Consider the following 22,787-nt stretch of genomic DNA (forward strand, 5'->3'; position numbering starts at 1 on the left):
AGTACCTAACATGTATATCAATCTAATATAAATACCTCATTTTATCAAATTATAATTAGGAGCAACTTAATAGTAATTACTAATATTTTTAGTATTTTAGCGAAATGAAACGATCAGGTCATGCAGATTTACCCCTACACGGTGGCAAGGTACCATACTGGCTAGCTGAGCGTATGTCAAAACTAGGAGGGGCTATTACGGAAGCAATTGTTATCGAATACGGCAAATCGGCATTTCTGGCTCGACTAAGTGATCCTATGTGGTTTCAGTCATTCGGCTGTGTGCTTGGAATGGACTGGCACTCCTCCGGTATCACTACTTCTGTAATGGGCGCCCTCAAAAAAAGTCTTAACCCCATAGCTTCTGACCTGGGCATATATATTTGTGGAGGCAGAGGCAAGCACTCCCGTAAAACACCTGACGAGTTGATGCAGTTAGCGGAAAAAGTAGGTTTCAAGGGTGATGAAATGGTAAAAAACAGCAAACTGAGTGCAAAGATAGATAATACCGCTATTCAGGATGGTTATCAGCTATACCTTCATTCCTTCATCGTGACCAATGAAGGTGAATGGGCAGTAGTACAGCAGGGCATGAACGGTGCCAATGGAATGGCCAGAAGGTATCATTGGCACTCCTCAAAAATAAGCTCATTTTCAGAAGAACCTCACACTGGTGTTTGTGGTATCAATAAAGGCAGCATACTGAACCTGACTGCTAAAGAAGCTTTCCAGACTAAACAGGGAATACTTGCCATATCCAAAGAACCTTCAAGCCTAATGATGCGTGAGGTCAGGAAAATCATACTTCCAAAGCATCATGATGTAAGAGCTGAAGATGTCAACCTCAAAAGGTTAGGAAGTGTATTGGCTCTCGCCAATAGCGGAGAAATAACCTCTTTTGATGATTTACTGATGATCAAAGGGCTTGGGCCCCGCACGCTACAATCTCTAACTCTGGTAAGTGAGGTTATACACGGTACACCTTCAAGATTCACTGACCCCGCACGTTATAGCTTTGCTCATGGCGGTAAGGACGGTCACCCCTTCCCTGTTCCTACAAAAGTTTATGACCAAACCATACAAGTACTGAAAAACTCCGTTGAAAAAGCCAAAATTGGTCATTCTGATAGGCAAAAGGCCATTAAAAGTTTACATGAATTATCCATGAGATTAGAAAAGGGATTCAAACCTTCACCTGAGAGATTTGATAAAATAATTCAAAAGGAACAAAACGAATCCTACAAATTTGGAGGCCGAACAGTATTAGGCAAATCCAAACCTCCAGGAGGACAGTTAAACCTGTTTTAACCAATTATTTAAATTAAAAATATAATCGCCCTCGGGCTAATATTTAGAATTGCTTAGCTACTACCCCCATGAAAAAGCTTAAATAATTAGAACAAAAGACGTACAAAAAGACTTTAATTAAGTACAGAAGCTCATGAATAGTGGCCTGTAAAAGAAATCGTACTAAATGAAATTAGCATCATGAAACAGCAAAAAGACCCCGAATTTGAGCCATCCAAACCACCGGAAATAACCCCTGAACCAGATTTCCCAGAAAAGTTTCCTTCGGAAGAGCCAGAAGAGGACCCCAATGAACCTATAACCAGACCACCAGAGGAACCAGATACTCCCTTCCCTGATAAGGAAGATGGTGCTGCTAAAACATAAATATTACGATAAACAAGGAGCACTAAACCTCCAAGGTATATATTTGGGAGCAAATACACCTATAAACCATATGAGTATAAAAGTATTGAATCAATCGCAATTCACAACTACCTCTTGGGCAGGTGGAACAACAACTGAATTGTTGATATACCCTGAGGACAGTACTTACAAAGCATTAAATTTTGATTTTAGGCTTAGTATTGCTACCGTGAATACTGAAAAGTCTGTTTTCACTCCACTTCCTAGTGTATGTCGCACTTTGATGGTATTGGATGGAAATCTTGAGTTGATCCATGAAGGTCATCACTCAACAAAGCTTGGAAAATTCGAGTTCGATTCTTTTCTTGGTGATTGGACTACTACTAGCTTGGGTAAAGCCAAAAATTTCAACCTGATGACTACCCAAGGCTCTGAAGGCAAACTTGCCAGGATGAAGCTTTCTCCAGGAGAATGCATAAAAGTTGCCAGAAATAGCTGGTACATTTATAATTTACTATGTACTTTCCGGCTCACTGGAAGTTGAAGAAATTATTCCTAAACAATTAGAAACAAGCGACCTACTGTGGATAAAAGATGATAATGATCAGACTCCCGTAATTAAAGCTATTCAGGATAGTGAAATAGTAGCTGTAATCATCAATCAATCAGCTTAAGAGCATGTCCAGTGACTTTTAGCTTTCAGCATCTCCCCATAAATGATGTAGTTCTTGAGGGATTGAAGCTAGTATGCTCTGTACTTCACCCTCAGAGATATGCCTCCTGAGTACTTTTAGAACAGCCATGATCGCATTTTCCCCATCCTTAACCGTAGCTATGTCATGATGCCCCACGGGGTAATCTTCGTGTATCACATTAGTAATAAATTCCCCAATATGCTTTATCCGAAAAGGCTTCTCCTGATATTTCCAGCCTTCAACATAAACACCTTTGAGCACTAAAGGCAATTGCGCCATTAGCTGAAAAGATTCTTGTATGGTAAGTCTCGCCCTAAGCGTATGTAACACAGCACGCAGTATTCTCCCTGCCAATTCCTTATTATCGGGAAAACCAAGTTCGACTGCTACTTCATTAAGTATATTGTTCCCTTTTTCTGCGTATTTAAGAAAGTCCATGACTCATTCATTTTAGTTAGTATTAACGTGACTTCTATCTTAATATCCTAAAATCCCTGCAGTAATTCAAAAATTATTTTAATCTCGATAACAATAAAACCATTTCTTTTTCACGATACCAAAGCAATTACCAGGCTAGAACCTCAGCTATAACATTGTCTTTCAGGCCTTAACAAGTAATTAAACCTTTTCAGCTGAAAATCAGGAAATTTGTTCTTAAAACCAAATGTAAACCTGAAGCAAACTACCAACAATCAACACTCTAAAAAGTAGGTTTACTGCTCCTCTTGTTCAAGTTGTGCTTCCAGTTCCTGTATACGGGCAATATATTCTTTTTCCTTACGAGCCATTTCCTCCTGAGTAGCAGAAAGCTCCTCCATATTCTGGCGCATTTCTTCTTCCTGAGCACGCATTTCCTCAGTCATTTGCTGTGAGGAGTTAAGTAAAGTTTCCGTCCTGGCAGTCACTTTATTAGTAGAGACGGAAGCGGCTATCGACTCTCCTGCCTTTTCCAAAAACTCAATATAGTGTGATTCAAATGGTTTAAATGAAGCTAATTCAAGCACACCTTCTGTTCTTTCATTGACCTTCAAAGGCACAATGATGATGCATGATGGTGTTGCTTCCCCTAAACCTGAAGTGATAGATATATATCCCTGTGGAACATCTTTAAGGTAAAGTGTTTCTCCCTCAAGAAAGGTCTGCCCAATGAGTCCTTGCCCCACTTCGTAGCTGTTGGAAACGTATTTTTTTCGGCTATATGCATAACTCGACACCAAGTCAATAGTTACTGCATCTGCATCTTCATCATTAATGACATATAAGCCTCCTTGGTTGATATCCAGGTAATTGACAATATAAGAGATCAACCTGTCGTAAAGCTCTTCCTGATCCATTTTAGATTGAAGCAAGGATGCCAGGTCAGCCAAACCTTTGGTAGCCCAATTACGCTTCTCATCCTCTGCTCTTGCTATTTCAACCTCTTTGAGTGTTTTCTTAAGCTCCTCTTCACTTTTTAGAGCCTCTTCATTCTTTACATTAGCCTCTTCAAGCAAGCTTATATTTTTCTTTTCATACATATTATTCAGGTTGAACAGAAAAACAGACGAGCTAAGTAACATTACAATTGCCAGAAACATATCTTCATAAACCACTCCGTATTGGTCGGCGGTTATATTCAATTGCTCATAGGCTACCCCAAACATTTCATGAATGGAGTCATAAAGCACTGAAACTACAATTATAACCACCAAGCCTACCCCCAACATGCTCCTCTCCTTAGTGGAAAACAACGTGAATGGTAAAACCAAACTGCTCGTAATAAGCATTCTCGGCGAAATATAATGAACGATCCCCACGTTTTCTGGTTGATCGATCTTAGTAGTAAGATTTATCCATAGAACCGCCAAGGCTGGTATGATACTTACAAACAGACGCGAAACACTATGAAGTTTAAAGAAATTCAGTATCAATATACCCAAAGTAGAGATCAAAATAACAGCCATCAGCAAGAAATTGGTATTTTCCCGAAAGGAAAATATGATCATAAAAACAATGATCAGCAAACTAATAATTGCTCCTAATCGGTTTGAAAGGATCACTCGGTGCTGCAATTGGAAATCCATCTCCTCATCCACTCCAATATTTGAGAGTCTGTTCCAGAGGTTACCGATATAACTCATATAATTCTAGTGATAGGTTGTTAATAGTAAGGGACAAAATAACGATTACTTTAAAATAAAACACCCAAAAAACAATAAATATTGTAACAGGAAGTGAGCATTACTTCTAAACTCCGACCAAGCGTAACAAGTAGCCAACGACTACTGCCATTCCAAAACTCAGGAATGTACCAATAACCAGATACTCAGTCTGGTTCTTTTCTTCAGTCTTTCTCAAATCCCCAAACCTGAATATTGATTTTGCTGCTAAAAGAAACCCAATAGCAGCATCTTGTTTGGCTAGTATAAAAATAAGAATCAAAAAGCGCTCTATGACGCCAATCCACAGCCCAGCGTCCTTAAGGGTCTTTTTCTTATCATCTTCTACTTCCTGTCTCCACTTTTGGGTCGCTATTCCTATAAATATTGAAGCCGGTCTGGAGAGTATAACAAAAGCGGCAATCACATAAAGCCTTTTGGTATCGGAAATCATCGCAATGATATCCAGCTTAAAGTCCTCCACCAATAACCATCTCCATACACACAAAATTATTACAACGTGGAGGGCCTGATCAACAATAAACCACAACGTATTGCGCCCTCTCTGATACGACTTAAACAGATCAATCAATAGATGTGATGCAAATATGATTATTGCTACCTTCCAATGTTTGATATCCCATAACACCAACCAGGCTAAACTGGCGTGCACCAAAGCATGTAGGTACAATTTCGACGACTTTAAATGTTTCTTATTACGATCCTTAACCCAGGCTTTGGGCTGAAGGAAAAAGTCTCCTATCAAATGGGCAATGAGTAATCTTAGCAGAATTCCAATAGACGCTATCATTTCAGGTTCCTGATAATAAGTTTTTGAAATCGGTTTAGAGCAGCTTGCACTGCATCAATATTTGCCGAGGCCAACCTTTTATGCACTGCAGGTTGGGAAATCTTCAATTTAGTAGAAAGTTCCAGTTGGGTAGCTTCTTCCTGAAGATATAAACAGACGGCTTCGGCCATTGCCGAAGACCATCGGTTAATAATGGCATCCAAAAGTTTACAAACAACAGCAAGCTCATCATTTACATCATCCCACGGGGTACGAATCGCGAGCTCTATGCCGGCTTGCTTCATAGAATCCAGAAGCAGACCTGAATACTGAAATGCCTCACCATCAGATTCTACAACCTTATCGGCTTTATAACTTACCGTACCTATTCCAACACTTAGCCTGGCATCCGGAAGGTCATGCAGTGGTTTCGTGCCATTAGCACCAGCATAATTCCATGCCCGTAACCTGGCTCTGATAAGGATAGCCACCAACAAAGCCTTTGACGGATCTTCTATAACTCCCTGGAAACTATCTCCTCGATATATTTCAAAGGAACCTGTTCGTTTGAGTACCTTATGATCGACAATATCAAAAGCACTTTTCAATACTTCATTAAGTTGAGCCCGTTCTTCTATTTTTTTCGATGCTATTATATCTCCTGTAACTACAGCTACCATCAGCGTTTAAATTGATTATTCTAAGATAGCCTATTATTAATAACATCAAAAGGTTATAAATATAAAAAATAACCATAAAAGGTTATTAAAACTGCTTTTGATATTAAAAAATAACCTTACAGAGTTATATGAGGTAAAAATAACATTAAAAGGATATAGCTATTAAAACAACCGATCAGCGGTATCTAAACTAACAACTATTATAACAATAGCCCCCCTCATGTACCAAAGGTGTAAATTATTAATAAAAAGAAAACCCGGCTGAACAGGCCGGGTTTTATCATCCTATATATGTGCTAAATCTTATTCCGCTATTTCCATCTCTTTTGCCTGCAAAAAGCGCTCTGCATCAAGAGCTCCCATACAACCTGTACCAGCAGCTGTCACTGCTTGTCTGTACACCTTATCAGCAGCATCACCGGTCGCAAAAACTCCTTCAATATTCGTTTTGGAAGTACCTGGTTGAACCTTTAAGTATCCCACTTCGTCCATATCTAAAACACCTTTGAAAATATCGGTATTAGGCTTATGTCCGATAGCTACAAAAAAGCCTTGCACCTCAAGTTCTCTGGTTTCTTTAGTTTGGTTATTTATGACCCTTATTCCGGTTACCTCTTCCTCATTACCCAATACCTCTTCTGTCTCAGTGTTCCAAAGAATCTCAATGTTTTTAGTATTCTTTACCCTATTTTGCATAATCTGAGAAGCACGAAGCTCATCTCTTCTCACCAAGAGATACACTTTAGGGCAAAGGTTTGCCAGGTAAGTAGCTTCTTCAGCTGCAGTGTCTCCTCCACCTACTACAGCGACAGTTTTTCCTTTATAAAAAAATCCGTCACAAACCGCACATGCAGAAACACCCTTATTATAATACTTCTCCTCAGATGGTAATCCCAGGTATTTTGCACTAGCACCCGTTGATACAATTACTGTATCAGCAATAATCTCATACTTATCATCAATCGTTACTTTATGAGGGTAACCTGAAAAATCAACTGCTGTGGCTAAACCATAACGAATATCAGTACCAAACCTTTCTGCTTGCTTTTGAAAATCAACCATCATTTGAGGCCCGTTAATACCTTCCGGATAACCTGGGTAATTTTCAACATCATTAGTAGTGGTCAATTGCCCACCAGGCTGACCACCAGTTACCATAATTGGTTTCAACCCTGCCCTGGAAGCATAAATCGCAGCGGTATATCCAGCAGGTCCGGATCCAATAATCAGTACTTTAGTTTTTTCTTGTGTCATTATTATTAATTCTGTTTTTCCTTCCAACTAACAAAAGTAACGATCCCGAAGTTTACATCCTCCGTATCTCATCATTTGTCATATACAATACAAAACTAAAAAAAATAGGCCCCACTACTAATGAGACCTAATTGATTTTGCTTATGCAATCATAGTTATCCTAAATAAGGTTTTAAGGCCTTACTTCTGGAAGTATGTCTTAGCCTACGAATTGCCTTTTCTTTTATTTGTCTTACTCTTTCCCTTGTCAGGTTAAACTTTTCTCCTATTTCCTCCAAGGTCATAGAATGTTCACCATTAAGACCAAAGTACAAAGATATTACATCTGCTTCACGCTGAGTAAGTGTCGATAGCGCACGTTGTACTTCCCTCCTTAGCGAGTCGTTCATAAGCTCTGAATCTGGCGTTTCCTCCAGATCATTCTCCAAAACATCCAGCAGACTATTTTCCTCTCCCTGAACAAACGGTGCATCCATAGACACATGGCGGCCCGAAATTTTCATGGTATCTACAACTTCAGCAGTAGTTACCTCGAGCACCTCTGCCAACTCATCAGGCGAAGGCTCTCTTTCATACTTTTGCTCAAGTTCAGAAAATGTTTTGGAGATTTTATTTAATGACCCTACCCGGTTAAGAGGCAATCGAACGATTCTCGATTGCTCGGCTAAAGCTTGTAGAATAGACTGTCTAATCCACCAAACCGCATATGAAATAAACTTAAAACCACGTGTTTCATCAAATCGCTGAGCCGCTTTTATCAACCCCAAGTTTCCCTCATTGATCAAATCACCAAGTGATAACCCTTGATTTTGATACTGCTTAGCTACAGAAACTACGAAACGTAAGTTTGCCTTGGTCAGTTTTTCAAGTGCTAATTGATCTCCTTCTCTAATTCGCTGAGCTAGCTCTACTTCTTCATCTGGTGTTAATAAATCGACTTTACCAATTTCTTGCAGATATTTATCGAGTGACTGACTCTCTCTGTTCGTAATCTGCTTGCTAATCTTAAGCTGTCTCATTCAGGTTATTTATAATTTTCACTATCGACCATTACGCAAACACCAATTTTATAAAATTTAGTTCCAAATGACAAAAGTCAGAGCAGAATTAATTACTGCTCTGCTCCTTTTTTTCTGGTTTTGGCAACAGTACTTTTCTAGATAATCTAAATTTACCCGTTTTCTTGTCAATTTCAACCAATTTCACCTTTACTTCCTCCCCTACTTCCATTATTCCTTCCATATTCTCTACTCTTTCCCACTTGATTTCGGAGATGTGTAACAAGCCATCTTTTCCTGGCATAAACTCAATAAAAGCACCAAAAGGCATGATTGACTTAACTTTACCATCATAAACCTGACCTACTTCAGGTACTGCTACGATAGCCTTTATTCTTTTCAATGCCTCGTTCATAGAATCTTTATCAACAGCAAATACACTTACTACTCCCTTGTTATCCACTTCTTCGATAACGATAGTAGCACCAGTCTCCTTCTGTATTTCCTGAATCACTTTTCCGCCAGGTCCGATAACTGCACCTATCATTTCCCTTTCGATAGTAAGTACCTCTGACCTAGGTGCGCTTGGTTTAAGATCTGCATTAGGCTGAGCAATGGTTTTCTTCATTTCATTCAGAATATGAAGTCTACCGGCTTTTGCCTGCTCCAAAGCTTGTTTTAAAACATCATAAGAAAGACCATCCACTTTGATATCCATTTGAGTAGCAGTGATACCTTTTTCAGTTCCGGTTACTTTAAAGTCCATATCTCCAAGGTGATCTTCATCTCCAAGGATATCTGAAAGGATTGCAAACTTACCCGATTCACTATCAGAGATCATCCCCATGGCTATACCTGATACAGGTGCCTTGATTTGGATACCAGCATCCATAAGCGCCAGTGAACCGGCACAAACTGTAGCCATTGAAGATGAACCGTTAGACTCAAGGATATCAGAAACTACACGAATCGTATAAGGATTTTCTTCAGGAAGCACCTCTTTAAGCGCTCTCCAGGCTAGGTTACCATGACCTACCTCTCTTCTACCCGGACCTCTGTTTGGCCTTACTTCTCCTGTTGAAAAACCTGGGAAGTTATAGTGAAGCATAAATTTGTTAGAGCCTTCAAACATTGCTCCGTCAATCATTTGCTCGTCCATTTTAGTACCGAGAGTAACCGTACTTAACGATTGTGTTTCACCTCTGGTAAATAATGCAGATCCATGCGTTGAAGGTAAAAAGTTAACTTCCGAAGCTATTGGCCTAACCTGATCAAGTTTTCTTCCGTCAAGTCTTTCTTTTTCATCAAGAACAAGGTTTCTACTGGCATTTTTTTGAATAGCCTTGAAATACCGTGCGAACATAAACTCATCAAGCTCATAATCTTCAGGTAAGCTCTCAATGAATTCTTCTTTTAAATTTTTGAACCCCTCAGAACGCTCATGCTTTGACCCCTGAGCTTTCACTAAAGCATAGGCCTTATCATAAAGCTCTGCCTGCATTTTAGCTCTAAGTTCTTCATCGTCATTTTCGTGGCTGTACTCCCTCTTTTCAGTTTTTCCAACCTCTTCAGTAAGCTCAATCTGAGCCTGACATTGTACCTTAATTGCTTCGTGAGCCACTTTAATAGCTTCAAGCATGTCGTCTTCTGAAACTTCTTTCATCTCACCCTCTACCATCAGAATGTTATCTATGGTAGCGGCAACGATCAGATCAAGATCAGCCTCTTTATTTTGAGATAATGTTGGGTTTACAACGAATTCTCCATTAATTCTTGACACTCTAACTTCTGAAATAGGTCCGTTGAAAGGGATATCAGAAACTGCAAGTGCTGCAGAAGCCGCAAGTGCTGCAAGAGCATCTGGAAGTGCATCCTCATCACCTGAAATAAGTGATATAGCTATTTGAGTGTCAGCATGATAATCATCGTTAAACATAGGGCGAATAGCTCTATCAACTAATCGACTGATCAATATTTCGTAATCAGAAAGACGACCTTCTCTTTTCAGGAAGCCGCCAGGTATTTTCCCGGATGAGGCAAATTTCTCTTGGTAATCTACTGATAAAGGAAGAAAGTCAACTCCTTCTTTAGCTTCAGGGCTTGATACTACAGTGGCTAGCAGCATGGTGTTACCCATCCTGACAACTACAGAACCGTCGGCTTGTTTAGCCAATTTACCGGTTTCTATAGTGATGGTTCTCCCATCAGGTAAGTTTATAGTTTTGTTAATAACGTTAAATTGCATATTGTCTTTTTGTTTAAAATAATAGTTAGGTAGGCTGACTCGCTCGTGCAAAAAGCACCTTCCGGGATAAAGGCAGAAAAGGGAATCCGTGGATTCCCTTTTTCTTTATTTTCTAAGTTTTAATTCAGCTAATATAGCCCTGTATCTTTCGATATCCGTTTTGTGCAAGAAGTTTAATAATTTTCTCCTCTTACCTACAAGCTTTAAAAGACCTTGTTGAGTAGAGTAGTCCTTCTTGTTCTTCTTCATATGTTCTGTAAGATGGCTGATCCTGTAGGTAAAAAGTGCAATTTGAGACTCAGGAGAACCTGTATCTGCCTTTGACTTTAACCGACCATGATTCTCAAACAACTCTTGTTTCTTCTCTGATGGTAAATACATGCTTAGTTAAATTTTGTTTATGTTATGTGTAATTATTAAATAAAGCGCAAAGGTATCAAGCGACCGTGTAATTACCAAATATTACTTATGATCTGACTTCGTTTTTTTTCTATTGCCAAACCAGGTTTTAAACTTATCGATCATTACATTGTAGAAATCGGACTCAAAGAGCCTGGCATCATTTCGGGCTTGCCTCAGAAAAATAAGACCAACAGGAAGTAAAATAGCATTTGCAGCCCACATCCCAACAAAAGGCTCAATCACATCCTGCTTAGCCCACTTCTCTCCCATCATGCTTACAACATAGAAAATGATAAAGAAAATAATAGAAACTAAAACTGGTATACCAAGGCCTCCCCGCTTAATAATAGCACCGAGTGGAGCTCCTATTAAAAACATAATTATACAGGCCATGGAATTGGAAAGTATTTTGTGCCATTGCACATCAAAGGTGTCTTGTTCGTAGATCAGTCGTTCTATACGCTGATTACTGGTTTGCAGCTTGCTTTTAGTCTGCCTCACCATATTTAAAGCACTCTGAAGTTCACGTTCATCATCCCTGTTACCCTCATCGGTCATCAGTTCATGAACAATATCTGCTTTTGTCTTTATTTTTACAGTATCTTTTACCTCCTCCTGTTGCTGAGCTAACTTCTCATCATTTTCATTCATAGGCCTAATACTCTCAGGATCAACCTCACCTACATTTTTATCCCTTTCGGATTTCGTCTTCAACTTTTCCCAATCGGCTAACATTTGTTTTTTAGAAACTTTTTGTTCACTCTCGGCCTGAGATGCTTTGCTGTCCACCACTATTTTTTTAGGCTTGACTACAGGTTTAGGGGTTTGTTTCTTTGGGGCACTATCTAGCTTTTTCTTAGGGCTATTTTTATCCTTTGCAGACGCAAGCCTTTCTTCGTGTGCTTTGATCGCCTTTTTATCCGTTGTCAACGGATTTTCCTCATTCTTCTCCACCTCCTTAGCGGAGGCTTGCTTTATGCTATCTTCTTTAGCTTTTCTAACCAACTCCAAACGCTCTTTGGCAGCCGCCAAGCTATCATTATAGATTTTAAATTCCTTTAGCTCTCGTGGCATTGATATACTATCCTCTCGTAAGTGATAATAAAATGCATAAGGCACTTCTGAATATACCTGCAGCCTCTTCTCCATGATCTCATGCCCAACGGAATCTACATCGCCAGTAAGCTGAGAAAGGTTACGCATAATTCGGTTTCCTTTAAACAGATCTTTATCCGTTCTGTCCAGCCCGAAAGAAGAAAGATCGAGCACAAATTCACTCTTGTCAAACTGAGCTCTTCTGAAAGTTTCCTTTTTATTGGTTGTAGCTTTGGATGTACCTGATCCCTCCTCATAAGAATGGCCCCTAAACAAAACAAGCTTCAGATACCTATCATTATTTATAGTGTACATGGCCCCGGAATCAGCCAGGGTTACATTTTTATTTCCGTTCTGATTGCGGTGATCGTAAATAATCACATCCTCTATGGTGTGTCCATCTTCATGTTTTTTATTGACCTTAATGCTGAAATCAGGTATCCCATTATAGAAGGTACCTTCTTTCAAATCAAGGGCAGGCTTCTTTTGCTTGATATCATAGAGCAAACTATATGCTTCAAGCGCTGCTTTGGGCACAAAATAGTTATTGGAATAAAACGCCAGCACTGTGAGCCCCAAAACAAAGACAAATATTGGAAGTAGTGCTCTGAGCAGGGAGATCCCCGCACTCTTAATAGCAGTAAGCTCAAAATGCTCCCCTAAGTTTCCAAACGTCATGAGAGAAGATAGTAGCACTGCCAGAGGTATAGCTATAGGGGTCATGAACACAGCAAAATAGAAAAAAAGCTGAGCAAGAACATCCCACCCAAGATCCTTTCCAACGATGTCATCAAAATACTTCAGCATATGCTGAGTGAGTAATATGAACACCACTACGAGGAACGTAAGGAAAAAAGGCCCCAAAAAGGAGGATAAAATTAATTTGTCTAACTTCTTCATCACACTACGCGCATCAAAAAAGAAGCCAAAAGTACGGAATACTGATCAGAATTGATTTAACCTCCAACGGTTTCTTTCAAATTATCGACCAGGCTATACCAGAGATCATAAAGTTCGTCATTATCATCCATATCTGAATAGTCAGTAATTTTGATAAAAACACTCTGAGTTAACTCGTTCATTTCCAACCTTAGCTCAAAGTAAGCAGGGTCATCATTCTCCTCGTCGGTTTCCGGAAGAAATTCAAATTTAACATAGTGATTTGTACGGTGAGAAACCATTCGGGCTCTATGATCCTCCTCATCCCAAATAAAATTATAGACTTTGTCCTCATCAACTGTTACATCATCGGCCATCCATTGTGCAAGGCCGCTGGCTGTACTCAGATAAGGATATAACATCTTTGTTGACGCATTGATTTCAAAGTCTGTTGTAAACAAATGTCTACTCATATCCAGCGCGTTAAGAATTGATTTAAGATATGCCATTTTTATGAAACGACCAATTTAAATAAAAATTTAAAAAGTATTTGGTAAAAATAAATCATTATTAGTAAGTTTGCGCTCCATTTGAGAAACAGTTAAGCGAAATACAACTGTCTCGCGATGAAAATCAGAGACATAAATAAGAAGCAAAACTGAGAAAAATGGCGAGGTAGCTCAGTTGGTTAGAGCGCAGGATTCATAACCCTGAGGTCACGGGTTCAACTCCCGTCCTCGCTACATAAAAAAGGCACTTTCGAGTGCCTTTTTTCATTTGGTGTTAAGTTTTGGTGTTAAGTTCAGACAGAAATCCAAACAGCTTTTGCCCCTGAAGCTGCTCCATTATTTGCTTTTGCCCCAGGTAAAAATCAATTGTTGTAGACAAATTTTTATGCCTCTTTAGAGCCTTTGACTTATCACCCAACATATCCCATAATCTTGTTTCCAGTGTTTTCCTCAACGCCTTAAATTCTTTCCTGGTGTTGAATCCAGCTATCGACCAAAAATGCGAAAAGGCCTTTGAACATTGATCTTTTAATGTTTGCCGGTTTGCATGGCATGGCTCTATAATATAATCATCGTCTCCCCCTCTTTCAAGTGTCAACAAGAAAGATGCTACATCTTCAGTTATTGGCAGATAGTGATGATCCTCAATCTTCTGCTTTCTATTCACTTTAAAGTTTGGAACCTTAATATAATTCTCTTCTATGTGTTGCCATTTCAAAAGAAACACCCCATCTCTGCGCTCACCAGTGTAGAGCGCCAAAAGGATCGCATTCCTGAGCCATGGCCGATAGAAATTCCTTCTGGTCTTCCCTACCTGAGCCCAACCATTGTCATATGAAATCACCTTAAACAATTGCTCCAGTTCTTCCTCGTAAACAATATCTGGGTTGTTTACAGTATATTTCTGAGTTATCCGGTTAAATGGATTACTTTCAGTAAAGCCTTCTGTAATGAAAGCATTGTACATGGTACGAAGTCCAACAATATGCTTATTGTAGGTCTTATTCGCGTACCCTTTATTTTCCAGGTAATTATGAAAGATACCAAGGTGACGTTTATTCAACTGGAAGGATTTTATCTTAACTCCTTTCTGAATCAATGCCTCACGAAATCGATTTATAAATCGTTTCTGTTCAAGGATATAATCTTCACTTAGATTCTTCTTTTCAAATTCTTCAACGTTCAAGTCTTTTAAGTAATCTAAATACCACGCAATACCCTGATCCAGATTTTGAGGGGACTCACCTATTTCCTCATTATAATTCGCTTGTATAGCGCTTATATCGTATTCATTCTCAACAAGAAGCTGCTTCCATTCCTGATGATGCAGATATGCATCCTCAACATCCAAATTACTCCAACTCTTAATAAGGTCAGCTTGTTTAGTATTTGGATTCCAAACTCTCGATTGATAGACCATACTATGCCCAACACGCCTGCATGGACTCTTTGTAACCACCTTTTTGCAGGTATTGCACCATACGTGTAACCCAGTTCGCTTGTATTTGGCCGGTAACGTTAATCGCATAATCTATAATCTAAAGTTGCAAATTCAGATTTAGGCTGATACCCCATTTTTTTCCTCACTTTCTCCTCTATTGTAAAGGCTCTATTCAGCTCATTCACTGAAAACCAGGCTTTACCACCCTTTCTAATAATTCTTACCCCTAGCTTTTGTAAATTACCTATTATCGTTCTTTTATCCTTCCAATTATACTCCTTTCTCAACACCTCTACCGGATAGTATTCGATCCCATTCATTTCTTCAGCCCCTCCGTAGGCTGCTCCTTATTCAACTTCACACATAAAAAAACCGGGCTCTTAGTCCCGGTTTTATAATCAATATTTAAAAAGGTTAAAGCGCGATTCACTCCATCACCCAATCAACTACCCCATTCCTAACCCTCCTTTCGGGTCTCACACTTAACAGCAAGTTTCTTGCATCTCCCATTGTCTTTAAAGCCATTTCGCCAAGGTTCTTCATTTCCTGTATAGCTTGGCTCCTGAAAACTTCGTTATCTATACTTTTGAATGCCCCATATGCCATGACCATATCATGACTAAGGTCTGTTACTGTTTGATTATCTGAGTGCTCCTTTGCTAACTCATCGTCGATAAATTGAAAGAAAAATTCAGTCATAATTTGTGTTCTTATTTAAAGCCAAATGGTCGACCACCCACTATAATTGCGATAGCCCGGGAGAACACAAAAGCCCAGACATTACAGAGGTAATCGACCCATTTTGTTGATATTTTTTTCGTGTGTTCTTTTTAAGGATGTTATCGCAATCATCCGATGACACAATTATATGGAGAATAATTTTATAATAAAAACAAGATTATTAATTTTATTTCGATTTACAATATTATTAAAAAATATTGTAAAACGGCCTTAAAATAATCTATTGATAATTTTTAGAAATTTTGACGCAAGAAAAATAATTGCACTTATTCAATAATATCGCTATTATTGTAAATTGAAAGAGAGTGAAAAATATAACCAAGATTGATCCCTTGGTAGGTAAGAAAAAAAATACAAGGATACTTTATTCGTGGGCACCATGGTGCGCGGATCAACCTGAGTTTAGCATCCTTTTAATCACTAATTATGGGGAATGATATGAGAAGTAATGGACAAATTGAAAAAGTGAGAGGGAAAGTTGGTGTAGATGGTTTCAAAACGCTGGACAAGTATTACGATCCAGGGTTAAAACAATTATTCGGACAATTTAGCAAAGTTGAAAGACAATTGATGGAAACTGAGCTGAAGGGGCAACCAAGTTTGATATTTTATTACGCTGTAATTAAGTGCTGGAGGCGACTTAAAGGTAAATACAAAAACATGGCAGTAGTAGCCGATACATTTTTGGAAAGTTCTAATCTAAAAGAATGTTATTCAGAAATATACTCATCAGATAAAAACATTGTCAACCGTAAAACGGTCAAGAATTGGAGAAAAGAACTTGAATCCAGGGGTATTATTAAATGTCACGGCTATGTAGATGGTGGTCATCTTATTGAATTTATTAAAGAGCGAGAATTGAATTCAAGTGGCTATGAAGAGATCACAAAAAAAATGCTTTTAACTGATAAGCTAACATTAGCTGATAAGAAGTTTATTATTTCAATAGTCCCGTTCATTCTAAATGAGCGAGATGTAATAATTCTGAACAACAGAGAAATCGCAATTGCAACGGGGTATGACGAACATACAGTTGGCAGAATAATGAGAGATTTTGAACGCAGAGGAATAATTGCAGTAAACCCAACCAGCTCTGAGCGATTGTTTAATCTGACATGGCTAATGACTGGTCTGATGGATAATTACATTGAGGCATTAGCCAGAATAAATGAGCTAGAAGATGAAAACTTGAAATTGAGAAGAAGGATCGAGATGCTTGAAAGGCAACTGCAGGCCTTAAATGACTCTAAAAAAAATTCCTTAAGTGAAGTTTTAAGCACTCTCATTGAATCCGTAAAGAATCAAGTCGAAAGCAATATAGCACCTGAAAAACTTGATGAAATCCTTCTTATGATCGAGAATAAGATTTTAAGTGCTGTGACTGATGAGAAAAATAAAAATATCGCTGGCATATTGATAGGTTTGTCTGATACTGAACTGGACGAACTACGAGAGCTGAAGGAGGAGGGCATGGAGCCTTTCGAGATCGCAAGAGAAACCTCTTTTGATCTGCAGGAGATAGAGTCGGCTTGGTCTATAATCTGATGTAGAAAAGTTCTTAGGTGTTGCACAAAAGTTCCCTATTCGTTGAACAAAACTTCCCTCATGTTGAAGAAAAGTTCCCACATAGTAACGCTACTAGTAAAGCTACGAATAAAGCTAACTATAGAGGATAGTTACTTTTAATAAAAGTAACCAAAACAATAGGGTGCTTTCGCACTTTAACATTGCTAAAATTTAAAGTGAAATCTTCAGATATAGTTTGTCCCCACGATTAACCAGTATTCTAAACGAGGTTCCCCACGATTAACCAGTATTGTATCCAGAGATAACTAATAAGTTAAAAGCACTTTAAATGAACACTTCAGACTAATCTATATAGAATCTCTCAGTCAAACCATGTAAGAATACCGGTTAATCGTGGGGAACTAAGATGTTTAATACTGGTTAATCGTGAGGACCACTCAGAACGAAAAGGTTTAACCAAGGGTAGATATAATTTACTATACTTAAACATGGAGGCAAAGACAGAAAGTGAGTTATTAGAAAGACTGAAAGATTTGGGACTATCGTTTCGAATACAAGAGACTATCAATATGCGGCTTATACTGATTAATGTAGATGGCATTGAGACCACCATAGCCTTTCATAAGGGAACTGGTCAAAGATTAGATTTATATTAGTAACTGTTTCATTAAATCTTGCAAGAACCGGCTTCATGGAGGTCGGTTTTTTTATTGATTCGAATTGGTTTTGATTGCCTGCTAAACAATCTATCTCCCTTTCAGATGTTACACATTTTGAGAAAAAAGAGGCAACATGTCGTAACCTCCCCCCTATCGTTTTTACTATACTTATTTGATTTTAACATGATTGTTTTTTTGGTTGATACCTCATTGACCCTGTAAGGTCTTTGAGGTTTTCTTAAGGATGAATGTAACATATGAATGAAAAGATAAGAATAAAGAACTTCTGGTATAGAGTTATATACTTTCAAATCTTCCATGGAGCTAGCGTGGCTAGAGCAGTCGAATTGGCCAAGCAGGAATTAGGGAATCCACCATACAAATACAACAGAGCACACGCAGCAAGGATATTAAACAAATTTGATTATCAGTCTTATAAAAGAAACCTACTGGAAAGGCTATCAGAATTTGAGAAGGATATAACGAATAGCATAGCCATTATTGAAAAGTAAATTAGGAGAATGGATATAAAATTCAACAAATCGTACATCGAGTTTGACAGCAGAATATTCAAGCTGCCATTCGCGGAAGTAACGAACATACCGTCTGGTTTGGAGCTTCAATTTGAGAATAAGAAAAATATTATCATCACCTCCATCACGGATATTACATCTATCACAGATAACACATCAGGATCGCCTCAGAACATTTCTATTCCCGCTACCCTGGATGCACTTAAAAAGCTATTAATAGGATTTTAAAGCAGTAAGTAGAGTACTGCTTTAAAATACGACAATAATTATAATAGATTTAACAGTTTATAACATGCAAGAAGAGACAGAAAAAGAAGAGATAATTGTAATTACACCAGAAACCAAAAAAAAGGTTGAACAGAAAATCAAGCAGTGTCAATTACTGACAGAATTGATTTCTAAAGTATATGACTCATTACAGTTACTTGATGGTGTTGATTTAAATAAAGAATTTGTTTTAGGGATGCTTAAAGGGGCAATTAAGCTAGAAAGTACGGGAGTACCCACAAGTAACACCAATTCATTTTTGACGAAAATCAATGAAATCTATATTAATTCGAAATATAATAATGACCCGAACATTGAATTTAGTATAGCAGAAGCCTTGAAGGTGTATCGCCTAAAACTACCAAAAGAGACTATTAGCACAATTGATTCAATCTTCAGTTTACATGATGCTCTAGCTTACATAACAGTCTCAAATAATACTTTTGTTTTTTCTCAAGATAGTATTTACAGATCAACTGGTAAAGTATTTAAAGGTGATGCCGCCAGGAGATACAGCATATTAAAAGCGCTGGAAGAAAATATTAACGAAATGTTAAGTGAAGCCTTTAAAGGCCCCTTCCCTCCCATTGAAAAGATTTTTAACCAGACTTTATTGAATGCATATCAATCAACTGAGATTGGACAGGTAGAAGTAAATCTTCATTTGATAGAACGCTATTAAAAGACTCTATGAGACAACGAGTACTCGAACTTAATTTAACAGGAACAATTGACAGAGCATGCTCTGAAGGCTTTGTTCAACAATTTAAAAAGCTTGAAGCTCAAAAGCCCGATAAAATCTATATTCGAATTAATAGCCCTGGCGGTTCGGTATTACATGGATGGTCAATGGTTGATGTAGTAATGAATTCCAAAATTCCAACTACCGCAATTGTAGTTGGAGTTGCGGCATCAATGGCAACTACAGTCATGGCAGCAGCCGACAAAGCCGTGATAATGGAACATGCTTCATTGATGATTCATAATCCATTCGATCCAACAGAAGTCACTGAACATTCCAGTCCACAAGTAAAAATATATGCCGGACAGATTGCCACACTGTATGCTAAGCGCTGGGGTAAACATAAAAGCCAAATCATGAAAATAATGGCCGGTGCAACCGGTGGTGACGGTACGTGGTATAATGCTCAACAAGCTCTCGACATGGGAATTGTCTCTAATATAATAACGCTTCCCCATCAAACGTCAAGTCAAAGAACTCTTCCGGGCATGGCGGCTACTTTGTCGGACATAGAATCCCGAAGTAGTAATCTTTTAACTCAAATTAGAATATGATCTATAAAGAAAAAGAACTTACCTCCTTTGAAATGAATGTTTTAAAGCTACATGTCTATCATGGGTATAACAAAATAAAGGCATTGCTTGAGGTTTTCAGTAAATACACCTCATTGAAGAATAGTGAATTGGACATTGTTAATTCTGGCTTTTGGGCTAGACCAAGTGTTCAACGACAATTGCGGAAGATGCAGGGTGATAATGACGCCGCAAGCCTGTGCGAACCAGCAATTGGCACATTATATAATCATAGTGAGGGTATTGAAATGATATTATTATGAAAGAACTAGTTTTTAATACAGGGGGAAGAAAGTTATTTAATGAGGATTTTGAGGCTCTACAGGCCTTATCCAAATCTTTCGAATCATTTTACCTGACTGAAGATCCTTTTGTAATCACCGGGGTAAATATAACTTCGGTCAGTGGTAATATTTACAATGTTTCCCCCGGCTATGTATGGTTAGGAAATAGGATCAGAAGATTTGATGGAGCCACAAATACCGACCTCACAAGCGACTTATTTATTAATGTACGTGACACTGAAGAAAGTAAAGAATATTTTGATAATGTTTCTAGGGTATCAAGTCGTACCTATGGATCAATTCTTTCTAACACCAGTTTAGGTGGATCAAATTCACTACGTATATCAAGGACAACAGATGCAAGAAGATACGTAAAGGATGTATTGGGAGGTAAGGTGGTATTATTAACGCCATTTACTACCACCCAGACTGTACAGAACAATTTAACCCTTCAGGGAGATTTAACAGTTAGTGGCTTTAAGTTCGGGGCATCTGGGCAAAAAGTGACGGCAATTAAAACTACGGTTACTGACAGCCATTCAGACCTGGCCACCAGTAAAGCGGTAAAAGATCATGTAGTTAACCACGGGGCGCCAAAAGGTTTTATTGGCATGTGGTCTGGAGCAATTGCGGAAATACCTTCTGGTTGGGTGCTATGCGATGGCAGGGCGGCAGTTAACGGTCAGACCATACCAAACCTTAAAGGTAAATTTATAGTTGGCTACGATCCTAATGATAATGATTACGATGCTATAGGAAAGACTGGTGGAGAAAAGGAGGTGACATTAACTGAAGCTCAGTTACCAGTCCATAAGCATGATATAAGCATGGAGAGTGCCGGTAATCACATTCACAATGCCTCAACTGGTAGTGCCGGTAGCCATAGTCATACAGGATCAATCGGGTATGGAGGTACGCATAGTCACACGGTTAATAATGATCCATATCACACGCCGGATGGAACCGATTATACTCCTGGGGAATGGGGTGGTACATCATCAGGAAATGGAGTTGTGGCAACAAGCTCTAATGGATATCATAATCACTCAATTACGATTAACAGTGTCGGTAATCACACTCACACAGTTACAATAGGTAATGGAGGTAATCACATTCACACATTGTCAATGGGCAATACAGGCCAGGGCCATGCACACGAAAACCGACCACCTTTTTACACATTGGCGTTCATTATAAAAACTGTATAAATGAGAATAAATGAACATGCTGTAGACCTAGTACTCTGCTTATTCAATGAATGCGCTGACTACTATAAGACAAAAGGACACATGAATGGCTTTAAGTATTCCAAGGAAGTTATTAAGGGACTCCAGACGCTTTACAACGCCTCTGGTCTTAACCAGGACAGCTCCTTTGATGAGTTCCTGGTATTCGTTCATAACTCAGCTCTTCAGTGCGCCAACGACAGATATATTCGGGTAGCTGGATTAGCTTGGTTCCTCACAAGAACTCTTGATGTTGGGTTCCGCAATGCCAGAAATCAATTGTCCAAGAAAAATCACGACTGCATTAAAACAAATTTGTTAAAACTTCAACTAAACAACATCTAATAGGCTCATGAGCGATACCAAAACCTTACTCTCTCCCAATGAACAAAAATTCCTTGACTATTACCTAAGTCAGGGGCTTAGGTCGTCTAAAAAGGTGAAGTGCTATCGCCTTGCATTTGGAGAAGAGGTCGAAGATGTCAAGGACAGTTCAATCAATACGTACTGCAAAGTCATTCTTGCGAAAGATGAGGCAAAAAAATATATCCAGAAAAAGAAAGTAACCAATGAAACTGCGGCTCAACATATAATGCAAAATATTGAAGAGCTGGATAGAATATACAAAGAGGATGTGAAATCAGTAAAAGACCGGATAGAAGTCATGAAGGAGAAACGATTGACTTTAGACAAATTGCAAAGTATGATTGATTTTAAGGAGGAGACATTTGAAGATAAGTATATCCTGTCAGACCTTTTAATTAGTATTAATCCGGATATTACCATAGATGACCTTGACAGCAGCAAAGAAGCTAAAGAACTAGCGTGTAGCGCTTTAAAGATAGCAGGGCACGGAAGCCTGATAGTTATCGATTCAAAGGGAGCGATACGCAATATAACACCAATCAGCCGGGCATACAGTAAAGAATTACGTGAAGCAATTGAAAATGGATTATTTAAGATAGCAATTGATCGCCCCGAAAGTGATTAACAAGTTTCGAGAACGACCCACTACATGGACCTTTTTTATTATCTGATATAATCGAATCTAGGTGGTAAAAAATAGTAACATCCAACCAAACCACTCCTAGTGCATAAAAGCCTCATTTCAACTTCTAAATAGATATTAAGGCTAAACCAATTTTCTTAGCACCTGGTAATAAATTGGTAATCTTAAAATTAAAAATACTCTTAGATACTAAGCATGAAAAATCTCCATTTAAATACAACACATAGAGAAAACACACTATAAAGATACACTAAACCAGTGCCTCTGTAAGCAGTAATGATTTGTAACGAATTCAGGGGGTGTGGTTGAGACCGTTAGAAGAGTAGAGTGTGCCTTATTTGAATATTTGAGGCAATTTGAGGCGGAGGCATCAGGTTTAAGGTATAAGAATCCACAGGACAGATATTTAATAAATACCATTACCAGGAAATATCTGAGCAAACACCCCT

General features: G+C 38.5%; 26 protein-coding genes and 1 tRNA gene. 14 read left to right on the forward strand and 13 right to left on the reverse strand.

The window, feature by feature from the left end; genetic code table 11:
- The first annotated feature begins 104 nt into the window (after positions 1-104).
- From JMN32_RS04930 to JMN32_RS04940, 3 genes are all read left to right on the forward strand, one after another.
- A complete protein-coding gene (locus JMN32_RS04930; protein WP_202855180.1) occupies positions 105-1,307 on the forward strand; it encodes a DUF763 domain-containing protein in 1,203 nt (400 codons plus the stop codon).
- A gap of 180 nt (positions 1,308-1,487) precedes the next feature.
- Positions 1,488-1,673: a hypothetical protein gene (locus tag JMN32_RS04935; RefSeq protein ID WP_202855181.1), complete on the forward strand. Its 186-nt coding sequence runs from the start codon at positions 1,488-1,490 to the stop codon at positions 1,671-1,673.
- A gap of 70 nt (positions 1,674-1,743) precedes the next feature.
- Positions 1,744-2,196 (forward strand): HutD/Ves family protein, encoded by a 453-nt coding sequence (locus JMN32_RS04940; protein WP_202855182.1) that lies wholly within the window; start codon positions 1,744-1,746, stop codon positions 2,194-2,196.
- 148 nt (positions 2,197-2,344) lie between these two features.
- Here JMN32_RS04940 and JMN32_RS04945 read toward each other — a convergent pair whose 3' ends face one another.
- From JMN32_RS04945 to JMN32_RS04990, 10 genes are all read right to left on the reverse strand, one after another.
- Entirely contained in the window at positions 2,345-2,785 is a 441-nt protein-coding gene (locus JMN32_RS04945; RefSeq protein WP_202855183.1) for a DUF2267 domain-containing protein, read from the reverse strand.
- 275 nt (positions 2,786-3,060) lie between these two features.
- Positions 3,061-4,467: a GAF domain-containing protein gene (locus JMN32_RS04950; RefSeq protein ID WP_202855184.1), complete on the reverse strand. Its 1,407-nt coding sequence runs from the start codon at positions 4,465-4,467 to the stop codon at positions 3,061-3,063.
- A gap of 106 nt (positions 4,468-4,573) precedes the next feature.
- Positions 4,574-5,296, reverse strand: a complete 723-nt coding sequence (locus JMN32_RS04955; RefSeq protein WP_202855185.1) for a DUF3307 domain-containing protein — start codon at positions 5,294-5,296, stop codon at positions 4,574-4,576.
- Positions 5,293-5,955, reverse strand: coding sequence for a SatD family protein (locus JMN32_RS04960; RefSeq protein ID WP_202855186.1), 663 nt, complete (start codon positions 5,953-5,955; stop codon positions 5,293-5,295). Before JMN32_RS04960 ends, JMN32_RS04955 begins: the two co-directional genes overlap by 4 nt.
- Positions 5,956-6,258: 303 nt before the next feature.
- On the reverse strand, positions 6,259-7,209 hold the full coding sequence (trxB, locus tag JMN32_RS04965; RefSeq protein ID WP_202855187.1) for a thioredoxin-disulfide reductase: 951 nt from the start codon (positions 7,207-7,209) through the stop codon (positions 6,259-6,261).
- A gap of 155 nt (positions 7,210-7,364) precedes the next feature.
- Positions 7,365-8,228 carry a sigma-70 family RNA polymerase sigma factor gene (locus JMN32_RS04970; RefSeq protein ID WP_202855188.1) on the reverse strand — a complete coding sequence of 288 codons (864 nt, stop codon included), beginning with the start codon at positions 8,226-8,228 and terminating at the stop codon, positions 7,365-7,367.
- Between the two features lie 88 nt (positions 8,229-8,316).
- Entirely contained in the window at positions 8,317-10,452 is a 2,136-nt protein-coding gene (gene pnp, locus JMN32_RS04975) for a polyribonucleotide nucleotidyltransferase (protein ID WP_202855189.1), read from the reverse strand.
- A gap of 105 nt (positions 10,453-10,557) precedes the next feature.
- Entirely contained in the window at positions 10,558-10,833 is a 276-nt protein-coding gene (gene rpsO, locus JMN32_RS04980; RefSeq protein WP_202855190.1) for a 30S ribosomal protein S15, read from the reverse strand.
- 81 nt (positions 10,834-10,914) lie between these two features.
- The gene (locus JMN32_RS04985) at positions 10,915-12,849 is read right to left on the reverse strand and encodes an LptF/LptG family permease (RefSeq protein WP_202855191.1); all 1,935 of its coding nucleotides are present in this window, start codon (positions 12,847-12,849) and stop codon (positions 10,915-10,917) included.
- A gap of 56 nt (positions 12,850-12,905) precedes the next feature.
- Positions 12,906-13,301: an START-like domain-containing protein gene (locus tag JMN32_RS04990; RefSeq protein ID WP_202855192.1), complete on the reverse strand. Its 396-nt coding sequence runs from the start codon at positions 13,299-13,301 to the stop codon at positions 12,906-12,908.
- Between the two features lie 196 nt (positions 13,302-13,497).
- Here JMN32_RS04990 and JMN32_RS04995 point away from each other — a divergent pair.
- Positions 13,498-13,571 (forward strand) — tRNA-Met (locus tag JMN32_RS04995).
- 40 nt (positions 13,572-13,611) lie between these two features.
- Here the strand turns inward: JMN32_RS04995 and JMN32_RS05000 are convergent.
- The 3 genes from JMN32_RS05000 to JMN32_RS05010 all read right to left on the reverse strand — a co-directional run bounded on the left by JMN32_RS05000 (position 13,612) and on the right by JMN32_RS05010 (position 15,477).
- Positions 13,612-14,865 (reverse strand): tyrosine-type recombinase/integrase, encoded by a 1,254-nt coding sequence (locus JMN32_RS05000; protein ID WP_202855193.1) that lies wholly within the window; start codon positions 14,863-14,865, stop codon positions 13,612-13,614.
- Complete coding sequence (locus JMN32_RS05005; protein ID WP_202855194.1) at positions 14,856-15,098, reverse strand: hypothetical protein; 243 nt, start codon at positions 15,096-15,098, stop codon at positions 14,856-14,858. Before JMN32_RS05005 ends, JMN32_RS05000 begins: the two co-directional genes overlap by 10 nt.
- Before the next feature lie 106 nt (positions 15,099-15,204).
- On the reverse strand, positions 15,205-15,477 hold the full coding sequence (locus tag JMN32_RS05010) for a hypothetical protein (RefSeq protein WP_202855195.1): 273 nt from the start codon (positions 15,475-15,477) through the stop codon (positions 15,205-15,207).
- 480 nt (positions 15,478-15,957) lie between these two features.
- Between JMN32_RS05010 and JMN32_RS05015 the strand changes: the two genes are divergently transcribed.
- The 10 genes from JMN32_RS05015 to JMN32_RS05060 all read left to right on the forward strand — a co-directional run bounded on the left by JMN32_RS05015 (position 15,958) and on the right by JMN32_RS05060 (position 22,320).
- On the forward strand, positions 15,958-17,064 hold the full coding sequence (locus JMN32_RS05015) for a hypothetical protein (protein ID WP_202855196.1): 1,107 nt from the start codon (positions 15,958-15,960) through the stop codon (positions 17,062-17,064).
- A 470-nt stretch (positions 17,065-17,534) separates the two neighbouring features.
- On the forward strand, positions 17,535-17,702 hold the full coding sequence (locus JMN32_RS05020; RefSeq protein ID WP_202855197.1) for a hypothetical protein: 168 nt from the start codon (positions 17,535-17,537) through the stop codon (positions 17,700-17,702).
- Between the two features lie 260 nt (positions 17,703-17,962).
- Entirely contained in the window at positions 17,963-18,217 is a 255-nt protein-coding gene (locus JMN32_RS05025; RefSeq protein WP_202855198.1) for a hypothetical protein, read from the forward strand.
- 9 nt (positions 18,218-18,226) lie between these two features.
- Entirely contained in the window at positions 18,227-18,466 is a 240-nt protein-coding gene (locus JMN32_RS05030; RefSeq protein ID WP_202855199.1) for a hypothetical protein, read from the forward strand.
- A gap of 64 nt (positions 18,467-18,530) precedes the next feature.
- Positions 18,531-19,187, forward strand: a complete 657-nt coding sequence (locus tag JMN32_RS05035) for a hypothetical protein (RefSeq protein ID WP_202855200.1) — start codon at positions 18,531-18,533, stop codon at positions 19,185-19,187.
- Between the two features lie 8 nt (positions 19,188-19,195).
- A complete protein-coding gene (locus tag JMN32_RS05040) occupies positions 19,196-19,801 on the forward strand; it encodes a Clp protease ClpP (protein ID WP_202855201.1) in 606 nt (201 codons plus the stop codon).
- A complete protein-coding gene (locus JMN32_RS05045; protein ID WP_202855202.1) occupies positions 19,798-20,082 on the forward strand; it encodes a hypothetical protein in 285 nt (94 codons plus the stop codon). Before JMN32_RS05040 ends, JMN32_RS05045 begins: the two co-directional genes overlap by 4 nt.
- Complete coding sequence (locus JMN32_RS05050; RefSeq protein ID WP_202855203.1) at positions 20,079-21,311, forward strand: hypothetical protein; 1,233 nt, start codon at positions 20,079-20,081, stop codon at positions 21,309-21,311. The genes JMN32_RS05045 and JMN32_RS05050 overlap by 4 nt, the downstream gene beginning before the upstream one ends.
- On the forward strand, positions 21,312-21,674 hold the full coding sequence (locus JMN32_RS05055; RefSeq protein ID WP_202855204.1) for a hypothetical protein: 363 nt from the start codon (positions 21,312-21,314) through the stop codon (positions 21,672-21,674).
- 7 nt (positions 21,675-21,681) lie between these two features.
- Positions 21,682-22,320, forward strand: coding sequence for a hypothetical protein (locus tag JMN32_RS05060; RefSeq protein WP_202855205.1), 639 nt, complete (start codon positions 21,682-21,684; stop codon positions 22,318-22,320).
- The last annotated feature ends 467 nt before the right edge of the window (positions 22,321-22,787 follow it).

Origin of the sequence: Fulvivirga marina (assembly GCF_016775155.1) — a bacterium.
In the GTDB taxonomy this organism is placed as follows: domain Bacteria; phylum Bacteroidota; class Bacteroidia; order Cytophagales; family Cyclobacteriaceae; genus Fulvivirga; species Fulvivirga marina.